13 protein-coding genes are annotated in these 16,058 nt (G+C 62.9%); 9 read left to right on the top strand and 4 right to left on the bottom strand.

The window, feature by feature from the left end:
- Nucleotides 1–98 precede the first annotated feature (98 nt).
- Nucleotides 99–509: a large-conductance mechanosensitive channel protein MscL gene (gene mscL / locus OXH74_RS04265; protein WP_215380333.1), complete on the bottom strand. Its 411-nt coding sequence runs from the start codon at nucleotides 507–509 to the stop codon at nucleotides 99–101.
- Nucleotides 510–688: 179 nt separating this feature from the next.
- Between mscL and OXH74_RS04260 the strand changes: the two genes are divergently transcribed.
- The 3 genes from OXH74_RS04260 (at nucleotide 689) to radA (ending at nucleotide 2,739) form a co-directional block, all read left to right on the top strand.
- The gene (locus OXH74_RS04260) at nucleotides 689–934 is read left to right on the top strand and encodes a YdcH family protein (protein ID WP_375740198.1); all 246 of its coding nucleotides are present in this window, start codon (nucleotides 689–691) and stop codon (nucleotides 932–934) included.
- 130 nt (nucleotides 935–1,064) lie between these two features.
- A complete protein-coding gene (locus OXH74_RS04255) occupies nucleotides 1,065–1,337 on the top strand; it encodes a hypothetical protein (protein WP_375740197.1) in 273 nt (90 codons plus the stop codon).
- A 40-nt stretch (nucleotides 1,338–1,377) separates the two neighbouring features.
- Complete coding sequence (gene radA, locus OXH74_RS04250) at nucleotides 1,378–2,739, top strand: DNA repair protein RadA (protein ID WP_215380323.1); 1,362 nt, start codon at nucleotides 1,378–1,380, stop codon at nucleotides 2,737–2,739.
- 110 nt (nucleotides 2,740–2,849) lie between these two features.
- Here the strand turns inward: radA and OXH74_RS04245 are convergent, their stop codons facing one another.
- Nucleotides 2,850–3,218: a PilZ domain-containing protein gene (locus tag OXH74_RS04245; protein ID WP_375740196.1), complete on the bottom strand. Its 369-nt coding sequence runs from the start codon at nucleotides 3,216–3,218 to the stop codon at nucleotides 2,850–2,852.
- Between the two features lie 159 nt (nucleotides 3,219–3,377).
- Here OXH74_RS04245 and OXH74_RS04240 point away from each other — a divergent pair, with 159 nt between their 5' ends.
- The 4 genes from OXH74_RS04240 (at nucleotide 3,378) to yjiA (ending at nucleotide 7,577) form a co-directional block, all read left to right on the top strand.
- Nucleotides 3,378–3,884 (top strand): DUF3015 domain-containing protein, encoded by a 507-nt coding sequence (locus tag OXH74_RS04240; RefSeq protein ID WP_215380317.1) that lies wholly within the window; start codon nucleotides 3,378–3,380, stop codon nucleotides 3,882–3,884.
- A 275-nt stretch (nucleotides 3,885–4,159) separates the two neighbouring features.
- On the top strand, nucleotides 4,160–6,226 hold the full coding sequence (locus OXH74_RS04235; RefSeq protein ID WP_375740195.1) for a carbon starvation CstA family protein: 2,067 nt from the start codon (nucleotides 4,160–4,162) through the stop codon (nucleotides 6,224–6,226).
- A 13-nt stretch (nucleotides 6,227–6,239) separates the two neighbouring features.
- Nucleotides 6,240–6,443 (top strand): YbdD/YjiX family protein, encoded by a 204-nt coding sequence (locus OXH74_RS04230; RefSeq protein WP_375740194.1) that lies wholly within the window; start codon nucleotides 6,240–6,242, stop codon nucleotides 6,441–6,443.
- A 159-nt stretch (nucleotides 6,444–6,602) separates the two neighbouring features.
- Complete coding sequence (yjiA, locus tag OXH74_RS04225; protein WP_375740193.1) at nucleotides 6,603–7,577, top strand: GTPase; 975 nt, start codon at nucleotides 6,603–6,605, stop codon at nucleotides 7,575–7,577.
- Between the two features lie 186 nt (nucleotides 7,578–7,763).
- Here the strand turns inward: yjiA and glyA are convergent, their stop codons facing one another.
- Entirely contained in the window at nucleotides 7,764–9,020 is a 1,257-nt protein-coding gene (glyA, locus tag OXH74_RS04220) for a serine hydroxymethyltransferase (RefSeq protein WP_375740192.1), read from the bottom strand.
- 169 nt (nucleotides 9,021–9,189) lie between these two features.
- A complete protein-coding gene (locus OXH74_RS04215) occupies nucleotides 9,190–13,323 on the bottom strand; it encodes an EAL domain-containing protein (protein ID WP_375741557.1) in 4,134 nt (1,377 codons plus the stop codon).
- Between the two features lie 469 nt (nucleotides 13,324–13,792).
- Between OXH74_RS04215 and ettA the strand changes: the two genes are divergently transcribed.
- Nucleotides 13,793–15,460: an energy-dependent translational throttle protein EttA gene (gene ettA, locus OXH74_RS04210; protein ID WP_375740191.1), complete on the top strand. Its 1,668-nt coding sequence runs from the start codon at nucleotides 13,793–13,795 to the stop codon at nucleotides 15,458–15,460.
- Between the two features lie 53 nt (nucleotides 15,461–15,513).
- On the top strand, nucleotides 15,514–16,044 hold the full coding sequence (locus OXH74_RS04205; RefSeq protein WP_375740190.1) for a hypothetical protein: 531 nt from the start codon (nucleotides 15,514–15,516) through the stop codon (nucleotides 16,042–16,044).
- Nucleotides 16,045–16,058: the final 14 nt, after the last annotated feature.

The following is a 16,058-nucleotide window of genomic DNA, read 5'->3' as shown; positions in this document are numbered from 1 at the left end:
AGAAAGGGCCGCTAAGCGGCCCTTTTGCTTTGACAGGGTAGGCGTGTTGCCTGCTTCGCGAATGAACCCGCCCACAGAGCAGAAGGTGCAGCCCGGGCCTACTTGTTCTGCTGTGACTTGAGCAGGTCGCGGATCTCGCTCAGCAGCTCCTGATCCTTGGTCGGTGCGGGCGGCGCTTCGGGCGCGGCAGCTTCTTCACGCTTGAGCTTATTGATGGCTTTCACGCCCATGAAGATGGCGAAAGCGACAATGACGAAGTCCAGCACCGTCTGGATGAACTTGCCGTAACTCAGCACCACTGCGGGGATTTCACCTTCCGCGGCCTTGAGCGTGATCGCCAGGTCCGAGAAGTCGACCCCACCTATCAGCAGGCCGATGGGCGGCATGATCACGTCGCCAACGAAAGACGTGACGATCTTGCCGAAGGCCGCACCAATAATGATCCCGACGGCCATATCGACGACATTGCCCTTGACGGCGAAATCTTTGAATTCACTGAGTACTTTCATGCTTCACTCCCTGAGGTTTATTGATTCTGGGCTGAAGTGTAAATCAGCATCCTGATGCTGCCATCTCTGAATGCTGGAGGACGGGTACGCGCCGCAAGAGGTATTTTCGTCAGTCTGCGTTCCAGCCCTCTCTGGGTGGACTAGCCTGAGATTGATGGTGCAGAAGGAGGGCCACTGCCATGCCGCTAGAACATCACCCGTTGAACCGCGAGTTTCCAGATTTCCAGGACTCCATGCGCACGCTGCTGCAGAAGGACGCGCACTTTGCCCGGCTGGCGGGGGAGTATCAGCAGCTTGATTCACGCATCTATGAGGTCGAAGACGGTAACCAGGCTCTGGATGACACTGCGCTGAATGGCTTGAAAATGCAGCGGGTTGCGTTGAAAGACGAAATTGCCAAGATTCTGAAAGGCGCCCAGAGCTGACTGCAGCCCCGGGGTGACTCGTTAACTCTGGTCTTGCGCGCAGGCGATGGTCCTGTTGCGTTGATCGATATCAATCAGCGCCGTCAGGCCTCCGGATAGGCTGAGTCATCACCTGTCCGGAGAGTCCTTCATGTCTACCAACCAAACTCAGCATGGCGCTTACCCTGCTTCCGAAGCATCTCCTGAACAAGTCCTCGCCGACGAGTACCTGGATCGCCTGCAACAGCAGTTCGAGCTTCTGCAGCAGCGCATCCGGCGAGTCGAGGCGGGGAGCGAACCTCTGGATGGCTCGAGCTTGAGGGCCCTGGAAATGCGTCGGGAAGGGTTGGAGTTGGAGCTGGAACGCTTACGCAAGCGCGCAGCAGGAAAGTGTTGCGGTTGTGGAGGCGCCTGCCGCGGCTGATCCGGCTATCATGCGGGCTTTCGTTTGACGGAGTCCGCAGATGGCCAAGGCCAAGCGCATGTACGGCTGCACCGAGTGCGGTGCGACCTTTCCCAAATGGGCCGGCCAGTGCGCCGATTGCGGTGCCTGGAATACCTTGGTGGAAACCGTGCTGGAAGGCGCCGCGAGTTCCGGCGGGCGCACCGGCTGGGCTGGGCAGCAGGCGCAACTCAAGACCCTGGCTGAGGTCAGCGTCGAGGAAATGCCGCGTTTTTCTACTGGCTCCAACGAGCTCGATCGGGTGCTCGGTGGTGGCCTGGTGGATGGTTCGGTGGTGCTGATCGGCGGTGATCCGGGTATTGGCAAGTCGACCATCCTGCTGCAGACACTCTGCAACATCGCCTCGCGCTTTCCCGCCCTTTATGTCACGGGTGAAGAGTCCCAGCAGCAGGTCGCCATGCGTGCCCGCCGGCTCGGCCTGCCGGAAGACAAGCTCAAGGTGATGACAGAGACCTCCATCGAGACCATCGTTGCCACCGCGCGCATGGAGCAGCCCAAGGTGATGGTGATCGACTCGATCCAGACCATCTTCACCGAGCAGCTGCAATCGGCCCCGGGCGGCGTAGCCCAGGTGCGCGAGAGCGCGGCCCTGCTGGTGCGCTTCGCCAAACAAAGCGGCACGGCTGTATTCCTGGTGGGGCATGTGACCAAGGAAGGCGCGCTCGCCGGGCCCCGTGTGCTGGAGCACATGGTCGATACGGTGCTGTATTTCGAAGGTGAGTCCGACGGGCGCCTGCGCTTGCTGAGGGCCGTGAAGAACCGCTTTGGCGCAGTCAATGAGTTGGGCGTGTTCGGCATGACCGACAAGGGGCTCAAGGAGGTGTCCAACCCATCGGCGATTTTCCTGACCCGCGCCCAGGAATCGGTGCCGGGCAGCGTGGTGATGGCCACCTGGGAGGGTTCCCGGCCCATGCTGGTGGAGGTCCAGGCGCTGGTGGACACCAGTCATCTGGCCAATCCACGACGGGTCACCCTGGGTCTGGATCAGAACCGCCTGGCCATGCTGTTGGCTGTGCTGCACCGTCATGGTGGCATTCCGACCTACGATCAGGATGTATTCCTCAATGTCGTGGGCGGTGTGAAGGTGCTGGAGACCGCGTCGGACTTGGCGTTGATCGCAGCCATCATGTCCAGCCTGCGCAACCGTCCGCTGCCCCACGATGTTTTGGTGTTTGGCGAGGTAGGGCTTTCCGGTGAGGTGCGTCCGGTACCGAGTGGTCAGGAACGCTTGAAGGAAGCCGCCAAACACGGCTTCAAGCGCGCCATCGTGCCCAAGGGCAATGCACCGAAGGAGTCGCCTCCGGGGCTTCAGGTGGTGGCGGTGACGCGCCTGGAACAGGCGCTGGATGCTCTGTTCGAGTAGCAATCGCCAGCAGGCCGGGGCGGGCGGTGTTCCGTCGGGTGGCGATCCGTCCGACGGTACTTCGCTGAGCCTCGCTAAGCCCAGACCGGCGGGATGGGCGCCTGCGTCGGTCAGTCTTCGCCCAGTGCAGCCAGTTCGCGCTCCAGCAGGGTCTCGTCACCGAGGTTGAGTTCTACCAGGCGTCGCAGATGGCTGATGGAGTCAAGGTCGATGTGCCGGCAGACGAAACCCAGTTGGTTGTCCTGCTCGCGGGTGAGCGCCACTTCCATCTCCAGCTGGATATCCGCTGTCAGGCGAATGCAGGCGTTGAACGGCGTATTCGAATTGCCGTCCCAATCGCTTGGACGCTGGACCAGCAAGCCCTTGAGCGAGATGTCCTGCAATTCCACCGTCCAGCTGCGTTGGGCCTGTTTGATTTCGGTAGCGGCATCGAAAGTGATGCGCTGAAAGCGCCGACGATCGTTGGTGGTGTCACTCATTGCATTTCTCCTTCAAGGGGCCGTGCACTATAGCGAAGGCCGAATCCTGCCGTCGCCTCCCGGTAAGCTCATCCGTGGCCGCGTCGGCGTTTGACAGTTCTGCAACTGTCGCCAAAGCTGCTTAAGCGGTTTTTCTATAAATATATGCGGAGCGCAACTATGGATAAGCGACTGCTTAGCAAGGGGTTGATCGTGGGGCTGCTAGGCGCAGCGAGTTTGGCGGTACAAGCCGACCAGGCCGGGGGCGGCGGCTGCGGCTGGGGCAACATGCTGTTCGAAGGGCAGCGAGGCTTGGTACCCCATCTGCTGGCTACCACTACCAACGGTACTTCGGGGAATGCCACTTTCGGTCTGACTTCGGGGACCAACGGTTGCGACTCCAGCGTTCGCCTGGGGTATGGAGGCCGTTCGCTATTCGCCATGAATGGCATGCTCGACAACATCGCTGAGGACATGGCCAAGGGGCAGGGGGAGGCGCTGGACGCCTATGCCACTCTCCTGGGCATCGAGCAATCCGACCGCGCCCGCTTCGCCCAGGTCACTCATGAGAACTTTTCGACCATCTTCTCCGCTCCGGACGTGACCGGCGAGCAGGTTCTGGCGGCCACCCTGGACGTCATGAGCAAGGACCAGCAACTCGCGCGTTACGCCAAACTGCCGAGCTAAGCACAGACGGCCGAGCAAAGCCGGGCGCTGCCCGGCTTTTGTTTTGCTCGTCCTGCCAATGGGTGAAGCTGCAGAGCAAGGCGGTCAGGCCTGGCGCATCCAATTTCCTGCAGTGGTCGCTGCTTCAGGACGCATCGGACCCTCGGTTCGAAGGCGGTCCTTAATAACGCTCCGATTCGGTCGCGGAGCGCTCTAGATCAAGGTCTCATACCGATTTCCGGTGGAGCGACTAAGCTTGTGCGGCAGCTTGTCTGTCCATCCATTTGGAGAGCCTTATGAACAATAACAACAGCGTCCTGCGCCAGCTACCCTGGGTAGCGTTGGCAGTGGTCGGCGCATGCGCCTTGGGTGTCGTCGCGCTGCGTCGCGGCGAAGCCATCAACGCCTTGTGGATCGTGGTTGCCGCGGTTGCCCTGTATCTGGTTGCTTACCGTTACTACAGCCTGTTCATCGCCACCAAGGTGATGCAACTCGATCCGACCCGCGCCACGCCCGCAATCATTCACAACGACGGCCTGGACTACGTGCCTACCAACAAGCACGTTCTGTTCGGCCACCACTTCGCCGCCATCGCCGGTGCCGGTCCGCTGGTGGGCCCGGTACTCGCCGCACAGATGGGCTACCTGCCAGGTACCCTCTGGCTGATTGCCGGCGTGGTCCTGGCCGGTGCGGTGCAGGACTTCATGGTGCTGTTCATCTCCAGCCGACGTGACGGCCGCTCCCTGGGCGAGCTGGTGCGCGAGGAGATGGGGCAGGTGGCCGGGACCATCGCGCTGTTCGGTGCCTTCCTGATCATGGTCATCATCCTCGCAGTGCTCTCGCTCATCGTGGTCAAGGCCCTGGCCGAGAGCCCCTGGGGCATGTTCACGGTGATGGCGACCATCCCGATCGCGATGTTCATGGGCATCTACATGCGCTACATCCGCCCAGGCCGCATCGGCGAGATTTCGGTGGTAGGTGTCGCCCTGCTGCTGACCTCTATCTGGCTGGGCGGGCAGGTCGCCGCTGACCCGGTCTGGGGGCCGGCCTTCACCTTCACTGGTATCCAGATTACCTGGATGCTGATCGGCTACGGCTTCGTCGCCGCCGTCCTGCCAGTGTGGCTGGTGCTGGCACCGCGGGATTACCTGTCGACCTTCCTCAAGATCGGTACCATCGTCGCGCTGGCCATTGGCATTCTGATCACAATGCCGGACCTGAAGATGCCAGCGCTGACGCAGTTCGTCGATGGCACTGGGCCGGTGTGGAAGGGCGCGCTGTTCCCCTTCCTGTTCATCACCATCGCCTGCGGTGCAGTGTCCGGTTTCCATGCGCTGATCTCCTCCGGCACCACGCCCAAGCTGCTGGCCAGCGAGTCCCATGCCCGTTACATCGGTTACGGCGGCATGTTGATGGAGTCCTTTGTCGCCATCATGGCCATGGTGGCGGCCTCGGTGATCGAGCCGGGCGTGTACTTCGCCATGAACAGCCCGCCGGCCGTGGTTGGGGCTGACGTCCAGGCAGTTGCCGCCACTGTCAGCAGCTGGGGCTTCGCCATCACGCCAGAGGCCCTGGAAGCGACGGCGAGGGATATCGGTGAGCACACTGTGCTGGCGCGCGCCGGTGGTGCACCGACCTTGGCGGTCGGTATCGCGCAGATCCTTCACCAGCTGCTGCCGGGCGAGAACACCATGGCGTTCTGGTACCACTTCGCGATCCTCTTCGAGGCGCTGTTCATCCTTACCGCAGTAGATGCGGGCACCCGTGCTGGCCGCTTCATGCTGCAGGACCTGCTGGGCAACTTCATCTCCCCGCTGCAGCGCACCGAATCCTGGACTGCCAACGTGATCGCGACCGCCGGTTGCGTCGCCATGTGGGGCTGGCTGCTGTACCAGGGCGTGGTTGATCCGCTGGGTGGCATCAACACCCTCTGGCCGCTGTTCGGCATCTCCAACCAGATGCTGGCGGGCATCGCCCTGATGCTGGGCTGCGTGGTGCTGATCAAGATGAAGCGCCAGCGCTATGTGTGGGTGACGCTGATTCCGGCCACCTGGCTGCTGATCTGCACCACCACGGCAGGCCTGATCAAGCTGCTCGACCCGAATCCGGCCGTCGGCTTCCTGGCCCTGGCCAAGAAGTACAGCGATGCGCTGGAGGCTGGCCAGGTCCTGGCCCCGGCCAAGGACATCGGCCAGATGCAGCATGTGATCTTCAACGCCTACACCAACGCGACCCTGACCGTGCTGTTCCTCTTCGTGGTCCTGAGCATCCTGTTCTACGCGATCAAGGTAGGACGCAGCGCCTGGATGAAGCCCGAGCGCAGCGACAAGGAATCACCGTTCCAGCCGATCCCGGACGCTTGAGGAGGGCTCACGCATGTTCAATGACCTGAGTCGCATGGGTAAGTACCTGGGCCAGGCAGCCCGCATGCTGGTGGGCATGCCCGACTACGATACCTACGTCGAGCATATGCGCGGCAAACACCCGGACAAATCGGTGATGACCTATGAGGAGTTCTTCCGCGAGCGGCAGGAAGCCCGCTACGGTGGTGGGAAAGGGAGGCCTATCCGCTGCTGTTGAGTTCCCGTTGCGGTAACCTGAGCGCCACGCTTCGTCGTGGCGCTTTTCATTTGTAGGATCTAGGGGAACCCCTGGGCCTTGCTCGCGAACGCCCCGAGCAAAGCGATTCGCGAGCAAGCTCGCTCCTACAGTTGAACCCCGATTTCAAGGATTGCTCTAATGTCTGCCCATCTTCCTATCCCGGTGACCGTGCTCAGCGGCTTTCTCGGTGCCGGCAAGACCACGCTGCTGCGGCATATCCTCAAGGCCGAACACGGCCTGAAGATCGCCGTGATCGAGAACGAATTCAGCGAGACGCCGATCGACGGCCAGTTGCTCGGCAGCGAGCCGGTGCAGGTGATGACGCTGGCCAATGGCTGCGTCTGCTGCTCCATCCATGTCGAGTTGGAAAAGGCGCTGTTTGTGCTGCTGGAGCGCCTGGACAGCGGCGAGCTGGCGTTCGACCGCCTGGTGATCGAGTGCACCGGCCTGGCCGACCCGGCGCCAGTGGCGCAGACCTTCTTCGCCGACGAAGAGCTCTGCGAGCGCTATGTGCTGGACGGCATCATTACCCTCGTGGATGCGGCGAACGCCGAGCGGCACCTGCAGGAAACCATCGCCCAGGCCCAGGTGGGCTTCGCCGACCGCATCCTGGTGAGCAAGCTTGACCTGGTGGACGAGGCGACTTTCGAGGCGCTCAGCCAGCGCCTGCAACGCATCAACCGGCGGGCGCCGATTCGCGTGGTGGAGCACGGCCGCATTGACCTGGGTGAACTGCTGGACGTGCGCGGCTTCAATCTCAATGCCGATTTCGGCCCGACCCTGAGCTTGCGTCCACTGGCGCCGGCGGGCACGCCTGACCGCATCGCTACCCTGGTGCTGAAGAGCGCGCGGCCGCTGGATATCGACAAGCTCAGCGCTTTCATGGAGCAGCTGCTGGAAGAGCACGGCAACTCGCTGCTGCGCTACAAGGGCGTGCTGGCCATCGCTGGTGAGGAGCGCCGGATGGTGTTCCAGGGCGTGCTGCGGCTCTACGGCTTCGACTGGGACAGCGAGTGGCGTGACGACGAGGTGCGAGAGAGCGTGATCGTGTTCATCGGCGACCAGCTACCGGAAGAGAAGATCCGTGCAGGCTTTGCCGAAGCCCAGGCGTGACCCGGACGTAGGTTGATGCGGGCCGCGCAGGACTGAGCACAGCGAAGCCCAATTTGAGGGGCGTGCTGCGCATGCCTTGTTGGGCTTCGTTTCATTCAGTACCAACCTACCAAACGAGTTCTGGCGGCGCCTCTCCGAAAACGAAAAAGCCCGGCATGTGCCGGGCTTTTTGCGTGCCGTTGTCGCTTACTTGCCGTAAACCGGCAGCTTGGCGCAGATGGCCTTGACTTGATCGCGAACGCGGTCGACGACGGACTCGTCGCCCATGTTCACCAGGATGTCGCAGATCCAACCGGCCAACTCGCGGCACTCGGCTTCCTTGAAGCCACGGGTGGTCACGGCCGGCGTGCCGATACGCAGACCGGAAGTGACGAACGGCGAGCGCGGGTCGTTCGGGACGGCGTTCTTGTTCACGGTGATGAAGGCGCGGCCAAGGGCGGCGTCGGCATCCTTACCGGTGATGTCCTGCTTGATCAGGGAGAGCAGGAACAGGTGGTTCTGGGTGCCACCAGACACCACGTCGAAGCCGCGCTCGATGAACACCTGGGCCATGGCTTGGGCGTTCTTCACCACCTGCTCCTGGTAAGCCTTGAACTCAGGCTGCAGAGCTTCCTTGAAGCACACGGCCTTGGCGGCGATCACGTGCATCAGCGGGCCGCCCTGGCCGCCCGGGAAGACGGCGGAGTTCAGCTTCTTCTCGATCTCTTCGTTCGCCTTGGCCAGGATCAGGCCGCCGCGCGGGCCGCGCAGGGTCTTGTGGGTAGTGGTGGTTACCACGTCGGCATAGGGCATCGGGTTCGGGTATACGCCAGCGGCGACCAAGCCGGCCACGTGGGCCATGTCGACGAACAGGTAGGCACCGACCTTGTCGGCAATGGCGCGGAAACGCGGGAAGTCCAGGACCTGAGAGTAGGCGGAGAAGCCGGCGATGATCATCTTCGGCTTGTTCTCGACGGCCAGACGCTCGACTTCGTCGTAGTCGATCAGACCGGTTTCCGGGTTCAGACCGTACTGCACGGCCTTGTAGATCTTGCCGGAGAAGTTGACGGAAGCGCCGTGGGTCAGGTGGCCGCCATGTGCCAGGCTCATGCCCAGTACGGTGTCGCCCGGCTGAACCAGGGCCTGGAAAACAGCGCTGTTGGCCTGGGAACCGGAGTGCGGCTGGACGTTGGCGTAGTCGGCGCCGAACAGCTCTTTGGCGCGGTCGATGGCCAGCTGCTCGACGATGTCGACGAATTCGCAGCCACCGTAGTAGCGCTTGTGCGGGTAGCCTTCGGCGTACTTGTTGGTCAGCACGGAGCCCTGGGCTTCCATCACCGCCGGGCTGGTGTAGTTCTCGGAGGCGATCAGCTCGATGTGCTCTTCCTGGCGCTGGGCTTCTTGCTCCATGGCGGCAAACAGGTCGGCATCGTAGCGGGCGAGGGTCAAATCACGGCTGAACATGGCGGTCCTCTTGGGGAACGGGACGGGGAAAGGCGCGCATTCTAACGCATCGGTCGCTGGCTGGCATATGAAGGTCGGTCATGTGACAGACAAGTGGGCTTCATCCAGCTCGTGGCGCGGACCGTGCGCACCGAAGTGAGGCTGCCCGATGTGCATGGCGCACCCGGCGTCAATTGAGCACGAACAGTGCGGAGCCGCCGAACATGCGCTCGAACTGTTGCGCCGGCATGGGGTGGCCGAACAGATAGCCTTGCACCTCGTCGCAGCCATGTTCGCGGAGGAAGTTCAGCTGCGCCTGGGTTTCCACGCCCTCGGCGATGACCGCCAGGTTCAGGCTATGGGCCATGGCGATGATGGCGCGGGCGATCTGCGCATCACGTTCGCCATCGGGCAGGCCATCGACGAAGCTGCGGTCGATCTTGAGTACGTCGATGGGGAACTGCTTAAGGTAGTTAAGCGACGAGTAGCCGGTGCCGAAGTCGTCGACCGCAATGCACAGGCCAAGTCGTTTGAGGCTTTCGAGAATGTGCATGGCTGCGCCGACGTCGCGCATCAGGATGCTCTCGGTCAGTTCCAGTTCAAGGCAGGCCGGTGGCAGGCCTCTGTCTTCGATGATGGCGGCGATGCGCTCGGCCAGTTGGCCATCGGCGAACTGGCGTGCGGAAAGGTTTACCGAAATCTTCGGCAGGCGCATTTTCGCCTGGTGCCAGCATTTGAGCTGACGGCAGGCCTCGCTGAGTACCCAGTCGCCAACCTGGACCACCAGCCCGAGCTCTTCCAGCACAGGGATGAAGTCGGCTGGCGGTACCAGGCCACGCGTGGGATGGCGCCAGCGCAGCAGGGCTTCGACGCCCGTCAGGCGCCGGCCGTCGCCGGAGAACTGCGGCTGGTAATAGAGCAGGAATTCGCCTTGCTCCAGCGCGTGGCGCAGGTCGCTTTCCAGCTCCAGGCGCTCCAGGGCGCGGGCGTTCATGTCGGCCTGGTAGAACTGGAAGTTGTTCTTGCCGCGCTCCTTGGCGTGGTACATCGCCGTGTCGGCGTTCTTCATCAGCTGGCTCAGCTCTCGACCGTCCTGAGGGCTCAGGGCGATGCCGATGCTGGCGGTGACGAAGAATTCGCGGCCTTCGAGCACGAAAGGACGATCCAGGCTGGCGAGGATCTGCTCGGCAACGTGGATGGCACGATTCAGGGCGCCTTCGCGGGTTGCACGCGGTTGCAGGAGCAGGGTGAACTCGTCACCGCCCATGCGCGCCACGGTGTCGTCTTCGTCGACGCAGGCGGCAAGGCGCACGGCCACATCCTTGAGCATGCGGTCGCCGGCAGCGTGGCCAAGGGAGTCGTTGATCGGTTTGAAACGATCGAGGTCAAGGAACATCAGCACCACCCACTCCTGGTGCCTTTCGGCATGCTGCAGCGCGGTGTGCAGGCGGTCCTGGAACAGGGTGCGGTTGGGCAGGTGGGTCAGCCCATCGTAGTACGCCAGGCGGTGGATGCGCTGTTCGCTGGCTTTGCGTTCGCTGATGTCACTGAAGAAGCAGACGTAGCTGACCAGGTCGCCTTCCTCGTCATGCACGGCGGTGATGCCGACCCACGCCGGGTAGTTGTCGCCCTGGCGGCGCTTGAGCCAGATCTCACCCTCCCAGCTGCCGCGCTGGTTGAGTTGGCTGATGATGTAGGTGAGCTGGTTGGCCTGCTGGCGGTCGGCGGTGAGGATCGCTGGCAGTTGGTCGAGCACATCGCCGGAGGCATAGCCGCTGATGCGCGTGAAGGCCTCGTTGACCTGGACGATATAGCCCGCCGGGTCGGTCACCAGGATCGCCGAAGTCGAGTGCTCGAAGACGGTCGCGGCCATGCGGAGGTCTTTTTCGGCACGGCGCTGTTGGCTGATGTCGCGGCCGACGCCAAGCATGCCTTCGAAACGCCCGTGCTCGTCCCACATGAGCATGGTGCGCAGCTCCACTGGGATCTTCTGGCCGTCGGCGCGCATGCAGTCGAACAGGAACACCTGCGCTGGCATCCGATCGCGCAGTCCAGCAAGGCGCTTGGGGTTGCCCAGGGCAGCGCGGACCTGTTCCAGTTGGGCGAACAGGGTGGCCAGCTGGCGCGGATCGGCGGCCATGCCCTGGAAGCTGTTGTCGATGACCCAGTCGGCGCTGTAACCGAGTACGGGTTGTACCGACGGGCTGACATAGTTCAGCTGCAGCTCGCTGTCGGTGGTGAAGATCACGTCACTGATGCTTTCGGCGAGCATGCGGTAGCGCCGACCACTGTCGCGCATGGACTCGGCGGCTTCGATTTGTTCGGTGATGTCCTTCGCGACGCCGATCAGGCGGCTGACACGACCGCGATCATCCCGTGCCAGCGCCTGTTCGCGGATATCGAACCAGCGCCAGCTGCCGTCCTTGTGCCGCCAGCGCAGCTGGCATTGCAGCAACAGACCGTCGCCGACCACCTGCTGCAAGCTGCGCATGCGCCAATACTGCTCTGCGTCGTCTGGATGCAGGACGTGCTCCCAGAAGCGCTCGCCCATCTTTCGAAGCTCGTCCCGGCTGTAGCCGAGTTGGGGGCCAAGGCGATTGTTGCTGAGCATCACCCGTTTGCCGCCGATGTCGTGTACGTAAAGTGAGTCGGGGACGGCCAGCACGACATCGGACCAGAAGCGTTCGCGCTCGATCAGCGAGAGTTCGATGCGCTTGCGACTGGTGATGTCGCTGATGCTGAGGGTGACGGCATGCAGGTCCTGGATCATCGAGGGCAGTTGCAGGACCAGCCACAAGTGACGCTCATGCCCTTGCGGCGTGGTGATCTGGCACTCGACTTCGACCTGGGACTGGCCGCTGAGCAACGCTGCCATCAACTGGAAGCGTACGCCGTTTTCACGAATGGGGCCGAAGCTGATCAGCAACTGCCAGGCCTCTTCGCTGCAGTCCACGCCCAGCAGGCGAAGCGCCACCTGGTTGACCTCGGTGATGCGCAGCTGGCGTTGCAGCTGAAGGTGCTGCAGTGGGTTGGCGGTGAGCCAGGTGGCCAGGCTTGGGGCGTCGCGCAGACCCAGTTGGAGCAGGTGCGTGCGCAGTTCAGCGAGGTCCAGTACGCACAGGGCAACGCCGGAACCCTCGAAGATATCCTGGTAGCGTCGGCGGGTTTCCTGCAGCACGCGAAGGGCGCGCTGTTCCTCGGTCACATCGCGCAGCACCCAGACATAGCCGAGCAACTGGATGCCGTCGTTCAGCTCGCTCCGAGTCACGGCGAGCATGAGCTGCTCATCGTCGCGCTCGAAGTGCACGAGATCTGGTCCATGTTCGTTGTGCAGGTCCGGGGCGTTGAGCATCAGCGGATCAAGCCCCGGCAGCAGGGCTAGCAAGTGGTGATCCTGCGCGGCCTCCCCGCTGATACCGAACATGGCTTCGGCCTGCGGGTTGAGATAGCTCAGCCGGCCATCGACCTGGGTCACCAACACTCGCTCTTCGATAACTCCAAGCGCACTGGCCGCCTGGCGCAACGAGCGCCGCGATGCATCGTTGAGCTCGCGCAGACCGCGCTGCTCCCGCTGCAGGTAATAGAGCGCGATCAAGGCCAGGCAGGCGCTGATCAGGAATAGCAGGAGCTTGACCAGCAGTTCCGGCAGCAGCTCGGTGCGTACCCGCAGTTCATCGTGCAGGGCGCGAACCTGCCAGTCACTGTTGGCCAGCGGGGCAATAAGGATGGTTTGCGCCTGCTCTTCGGCGGTGACCGGCAGCACGATGGGGCTGCTGCCATGGGAACGGGAGCTGTGAAACAGGACGCGCTGGTTGAAGCGGTCCTCCAGCAGCCAGCGATAATCGTGATCCTCGCTGCTCAGCGCCCAGGCGGCCGAAGTCTCCAGGTCGAGGCGAAGGACCCAGGAGCCACTGCTGCCGGGGGCGGGGGACTGGCGCAGGATCAGGTAGACCTGGCCGTGATCCTGGGCGCTGAATGCATAGCGGTACGGCTCCCCATCGCTGCGCTGCGCCAGGCTGGCCAGGTAAAGGGCATCGTCGCTGACGGCCTGGGTGTCGTGTATCGCCCCGCCGCGGAGGTTCAACCAGACGAGACTCTGCAGTGACGGAAAGATCGAACGCAGGTTTTCCAGTAGCGTTTGTTGATCGGTGCCGGCAGCTGTGCCCTGTCGGAGAAGGGCCTGGCCGGCGCGCGCCTTCACGGCCATGTTCTGTTCCAGGCTGCTGGCCAGTGCGCTGGTCAGGCTGTAGCTGCGATCGCGTACGCTTTCTTGCAGCTGGCGGTATTCCAGGTGCAACTGCCAGAGCAGCAGGGCCAACATCATCAGCACCAGGCCCGCCAACAAGCCTTTCACCGAGCCGCGCGCATGGGCGTCGGGTGATTGACCTGGCTCGCTCGAGGTTGGAGGCAGCGGGGTGTGGGGCACGAGTGCGTTTCCTGCGGGTACGGCTCGGTGGGCAGGGGGCGGCCCTTGGGCTCAAGGGGGCGGTAGCATGCCTGTCTGGCGGACAAAGTGCCAGCATCGGCGACGAGTGTCGTTTGCCCTTGCTGGTGCATTCCGGTAGCTTTGCGTCACGCGCGCGGGAGCGCCCGCGTTTCAGTTTGTGTGAATACGACTGCGCGTGGTTCTGCGGCGTCGACAGCAAACCTTGGTCCAAGCCCGGGTGAAGCGCTCTTTTACTGAAGGTAATCGCGCTTTTCGACTGTTTTCGTCTCGCAGGATTGTTGTTCGCGGCAATTCACGCAGCCTGCGCCCCGCCCATTTCTCAATTCGTCACAGCACCAAGGTAGCCATGGCTCAATACGTCTACACCATGCACCGGGTCGGCAAGGTCGTGCCCCCGAAGCGTGAGATTCTCAAAGACATTTCCCTGTCCTTCTTCCCCGGTGCCAAGATCGGCGTGCTCGGTCTGAACGGCGCGGGCAAGTCGACCCTGCTGCGAATCATGGCCGGCGTCGATACCGAGATCGATGGCGAGGCCCGTCCGATGCCAGGGATCAAGGTTGGCTACCTGCCGCAGGAGCCGAAACTCGATCCAACCAGGACCGTGCGCGACATCGTTGAGGAGGCCGTAGGCGAGATCAAGCAGGCCCAGGCCCGTCTCGATGAGGTCTATGCCGCCTACGCCGAGCCGGATGCCGACTTCGACGCGCTCGCTGCGGAGCAGGCCAAGCTGGAGGCCATCCTTCAGGCCTCCGATGGCCATAACCTCGAACGTCAACTGGAAGTGGCCGCCGACGCCCTGCGCCTGCCGCAGTGGGATGCCAAGATCGAGCACCTGTCCGGTGGTGAGAAGCGCCGCGTCGCATTGTGCCGCCTGCTGCTGTCGGCCCCCGACATGCTGCTGCTGGACGAGCCGACCAACCACCTGGACGCCGACTCGGTCGCCTGGCTGGAGCATTTCCTCCACGACTTCCCCGGTACCGTGGTGGCTATTACCCACGACCGTTACTTCCTCGACAACGTTGCCGGCTGGATCCTCGAACTGGACCGTGGCCACGGCATTCCGTTCGAAGGCAATTACTCCGGCTGGCTGGAATCCAAGGCCAACCGCCTGGCCCAGGAGGCCAAGCAGGAAGCCTCTCATGCCAAGGCCATGAAGGCCGAACTGGAGTGGGTGCGCCAAGGTGCCAAGGCGCGTCAGGCGAAGTCCAAAGCCCGCCTGCAGCGTTTCGAGGAGATGCAATCGCAGGAATTCCAGAAACGCAGCGAGACCAACGAGATCTACATCCCGGCCGGTCCACGCCTGGGCGATAAGGTCATCGAGTTCAACAACGTCTGCAAGGGCTACGGCGATCGCGTGCTGATCGACGGGCTGACCTTCAGCGTGCCGAAAGGCGCCATCGTCGGCGTGATCGGTGGCAACGGCGCGGGCAAGTCCACCCTGTTCCGCATGATCACCGGCAAGGAAGAGCCTGACTCGGGCACCATCGATATCGGCGAGACCGTTCAGATCGCCAGCGTCGACCAGAGCCGCGACAGCCTGGACGGCGGCAAGACCGTATGGGAGCAGGTTTCCGACGGTTTCGACATGATCAAGGTGGGTGGCTATGAAGTGCCTTCCCGTGGTTATGTCGGCCGCTTCAACTTCAAGGGCGCGGACCAGCAGAAGTTCGTCAAGGACCTCTCCGGCGGTGAGCGTGGCCGCCTGCACCTGGCGCTGACCTTGAAACAGGGCGCCAATGTGCTGCTGCTCGACGAACCGTCCAACGACCTGGACGTGGAAACCCTGCGTGCACTGGAAGAGGCCCTGCTGGACTTCCCGGGCGCGGCCATCGTGATCTCCCACGACCGCTGGTTCCTGGACCGCATCGCGACCCACATCCTGTCCTATGAGGATGACGGCAAGGTGGTCTTCTTCGAGGGCAACTACACCGAGTTCGAAGCGGACCGCAAGAAACGCCTCGGCGAGGCGGCAGCCCAGCCGCACCGAGTGCGTTACAAGAAGCTGGCGCAGTAAGCGTCACGACAACGGAGCTGAAAAGCTCCGTTGTCGTTTCCAGGGAGTGATAAATGAAAGGATTCAACGCTTACCTGATGTGGCTGTGTGCGCTGGCCTTGTTCGGGGCCTGCGGCCTCTATTTTTCCTTCTACCCATCCTCGGCCTGGCAACTGGGTTCGGTCGGCGGGGCCCTGCTGCTGGGCGGTGGACTCTATGCCTTGCTGGCGTGGCGCGAGCGCCTGGCTGTCCTGTTCAAGCTGGATTCGGGTAGTGCCCGGCTGTACTTGCACCTGACATTGGGCTCGCTGATGGCACTTGTGGCCTGGGGGGCGCTCAACGTGCCTGTCGCGGCGCTCTACACACGGTGGTTTGGGGGGGACGCCGAGTTCACGGCCCGTGTGGTGGCCAAGGAAGAGGGTGGCCTGGGCTGCGGACATCGCATCGCGCTGGTGCTGGATGATCAGGCGGTGGCACTTGGTGTCTGCGTGCCGGAGAGCCTCTGGCGTACCTTGCCGGAGAGTGGGGATGTGTTGCTACAGGGCAAGCGCAGTGGGCTGGGGTTCAGCCCACGGCAAGTGGTGAAACTGCCGGAAGGCCGCTAGGAGAGGGCGGATAA

The sequence above is a fragment of the Metapseudomonas boanensis genome, assembly GCF_042232855.1.
Taxonomy (GTDB): Bacteria; Pseudomonadota; Gammaproteobacteria; order Pseudomonadales; family Pseudomonadaceae; genus Metapseudomonas; species Metapseudomonas boanensis.
This window is presented reverse-complemented; position numbering and strand designations above follow the sequence as displayed.